5 protein-coding genes are annotated in these 2,762 nt (G+C 32.2%); all 5 read left to right on the top strand.

Features of this window, described 5'->3' with window-relative positions; all coding sequences use genetic code 11:
- On the top strand, window positions 1-746 hold a 746-nt coding region (locus tag BN350_RS16475; RefSeq protein WP_315968808.1), incomplete at its 5' end, for a helix-turn-helix transcriptional regulator.
- 75 nt (window positions 747-821) lie between these two features.
- Window positions 822-1,148: a PadR family transcriptional regulator gene (locus BN350_RS16470; RefSeq protein ID WP_028044573.1), complete on the top strand. Its 327-nt coding sequence runs from the start codon at window positions 822-824 to the stop codon at window positions 1,146-1,148.
- Window positions 1,141-1,881, top strand: a complete 741-nt coding sequence (locus BN350_RS16465) for a DUF1700 domain-containing protein (protein ID WP_028044572.1) — start codon at window positions 1,141-1,143, stop codon at window positions 1,879-1,881. Before BN350_RS16470 ends, BN350_RS16465 begins: the two co-directional genes overlap by 8 nt.
- Window position 1,882: 1 nt before the next feature.
- Entirely contained in the window at window positions 1,883-2,671 is a 789-nt protein-coding gene (locus BN350_RS16460; RefSeq protein ID WP_028044571.1) for a DUF4097 family beta strand repeat-containing protein, read from the top strand.
- 2 nt (window positions 2,672-2,673) lie between these two features.
- Window positions 2,674-2,762: PspC domain-containing protein (locus BN350_RS21740; protein ID WP_044600429.1), on the top strand; the 89-nt coding region annotated here is incomplete at its 3' end.

Genomic DNA, 2,762 nt, shown 5'->3' with positions numbered 1-2,762 from the left:
AGGGTAAAAGAATGAATATAGAAATTGCAAATAAATTATTACAGTTAAGAAAAGAAAAAGGTTTATCGCAAGAAGCCTTGGCTCAAGAGTTAGGTATTAGTCGACAAGCAGTCAGTAAATGGGAACGAGCTGAAGCGTCTCCAGATACAGATAATTTAATTGAATTGGCTAAACTTTATGGTATTTCATTGGATGAGTTATTATTACATGAGCCAGATGTTAAGGAAGATACTATTGAGGAAACAAATGAACAGGATAATTCAAAATATGTTCATGTGGGGTTTGATGGAATACATGTCAAGGAAGATGGTGAAGAAGTTCATGTTTCTTGGAAAGGAATTCATGTCCATGAAAAGAATGGCAATAAAGTGGATATTGATGATAATGGTGTTTATGTAAATGGAAAACAGTATAATCATGATGATTGGGCAGAGTTTAAATATGAACATCGTTATGAATTTCCATTTGGTGGATTATTATTTGTAGGTTATTTAATATATGGTGTTATGACAGGAGGATGGCATCCGACTTGGATTATTTTATTAACAATCCCACTTTTATCAACGCTTGTTAGTGCAATAAGAAAAAGAAAACTTTCTTATTTTGGATATCCTATTTTAACAATCATCATCTTTTTATGGCAAGGATTCACTCAATCTATGTGGCATCCAACATGGGTTATCTTTTTAACAATTCCATGTTTTTATGCTTTAGCACATTATATTGATTATCGAAAGAACTTCTAAGGAAGTTTTTTTCTTTCGAGTATTGACATATAATATTATATGGCGTATAGTATTATATGAAATGAAGGTGATGAGATGATATTTAATACTGGTGCAGCTTTATTGGATGCAGTTGTTCTTTCAGTTGTATCAAGAGAAAAAGATGGGACATACGGATATAAGATTACACAGGATGTTCAAGCGGTCATCAGCGTGAGTGAATCAACGCTTTATCCAGTTTTAAGAAGATTACTCAAGGATGGTTGTTTGGAAAGTTATGATCAGGAGTTTCAAGGTCGCAATAGACGTTATTATAAGATTACAAGTACAGGTGTTGTTCAGTTGAATATGTATAAGCAGGAATGGCATGAATACACTTTGAAAATTAATAATTTATTTGATGGGGGATATCAAAATGGATAGAAAACAATTTATGAGGGAGTTAGAGTTCTTGTTGCAGGATATTAGTGATGAAGAACGTCAGGAAGCCTTGGATTTTTATGAAAATTATTTTGATGAAGCAGGAACGAGTCATGAACAAAAAGTTATAAGTGAATTAGGTGATCCAGCACGTGTTGCAGCGATTATTAAAGATGGGTTAAAAGGAAAGTTTGATGATCATATTCATGCTGGAAGTGGTGGTTTTTCTGATGATATGTACTCAAAGAATTTTGAAGTTATTGATGCTCAAAATAAAAAGAAAACAAAGAGTGCGAAGAAAGAAAATCATGGTAGAAATAGATGGAGTGAGATGGATTCTAGGGATCAGTTTGTTTTGATTATTCTAGCTGTTTTGGCTTGTATACCTTTCTCATTTTCGGTTATGGGTATTTTTAAAGGTTTGTTTGGTGGCGTATTTGGATTATTTGGTATAGGTTTTTCGATATTTGCAGTATTCTTATGTTTTATATTTGGATTTTGGATTATTACATTTATTTTTCATATTTTAGCATTTATATTGTTTGTAATAGGATTTATTTATTTGTTTTCAATGCCTGGTGCTGGATTAATATATATGGGAATAGCTTGTTTATTGACAGGATTGGGAAGTGTTTTTGGAAAAATTGCTTCGTGGTTCTTTAGAGATTGTATTCCTACAATAGTGAATGCAATAGCTGATGGATTAGGTAAAATATTCCATCCTAGAGGAGTGTAGTATGAAAACAATATATAAAGTACTTATAAGTTTTGGAATTGGTATTTGTTTGATTTTTGCTGGATTAAGTATTGGAGGATTAAGTGAATTGAGTGAAGTTGGATTATTGGGACATCTTAATCTAAAATGGGGATCTTATGAAATAGATGATCGTGATTTTACAGCGTCTCATGATATGGATAACTTAGTTGTAAATGTTCATAATGGGTCTGTACAGTTTCATACTGCTACTGATATAGAAAATATAAGAATTACAGCGAGTCATTTATATAATGGATTTGATATTTATCAGAAAGGTGATAAAATAGTTATTGATCAACCTCATTATTGGTGGTTTGGGCAAAAATATGAACGTTCTCAAATAGATATTTATATTCCAGAACATATTTCTTTGGATACTGTTAAATTCAATATGAGTGCTGGGGTTTTAAATGTTCATGATCTTAAGGCGAAAACAGTGAAAATGGATACAGCTGCTGGAAGAGTAAAAGTGGATTATTTGGAATGTGATGAGTTAAAAGTGAATACTGCTATGGGACAGACGAGTTTACAAAAAGTAACTGTTCACGAAAAAGTAAGTATTGATGTAGGTGCTGGTTCTGCTTCTCTTCGTTTAACAGGACATGAGAGTGATTATGACGCAAGTGTGAGTGTTGGTTTAGGTAATGTAAGAGTAGGAGATACATCTTTTTCAGGTATTGCTGATCGTAATTCTCATGATAATGATGGAAAGATAAAATTAGATGTTGATTGTGGTTTAGGAAATGTTAATATAGAAATGGAGGATTAACAATGAATAGTAAAAGATTATATAGATCAAGAAGAGATGTGATGATTTGTGGAGTTTGTGGAGGTATTGCGGAATACTTTGATATTGATCC

Origin of the sequence: Candidatus Stoquefichus massiliensis AP9, from assembly GCF_000455285.1 — a bacterium.
Classification (GTDB): domain Bacteria; phylum Bacillota_I; class Bacilli_A; order Erysipelotrichales; family Coprobacillaceae; genus Stoquefichus; species Stoquefichus massiliensis.
This window is presented reverse-complemented; position numbering and strand designations above follow the sequence as displayed.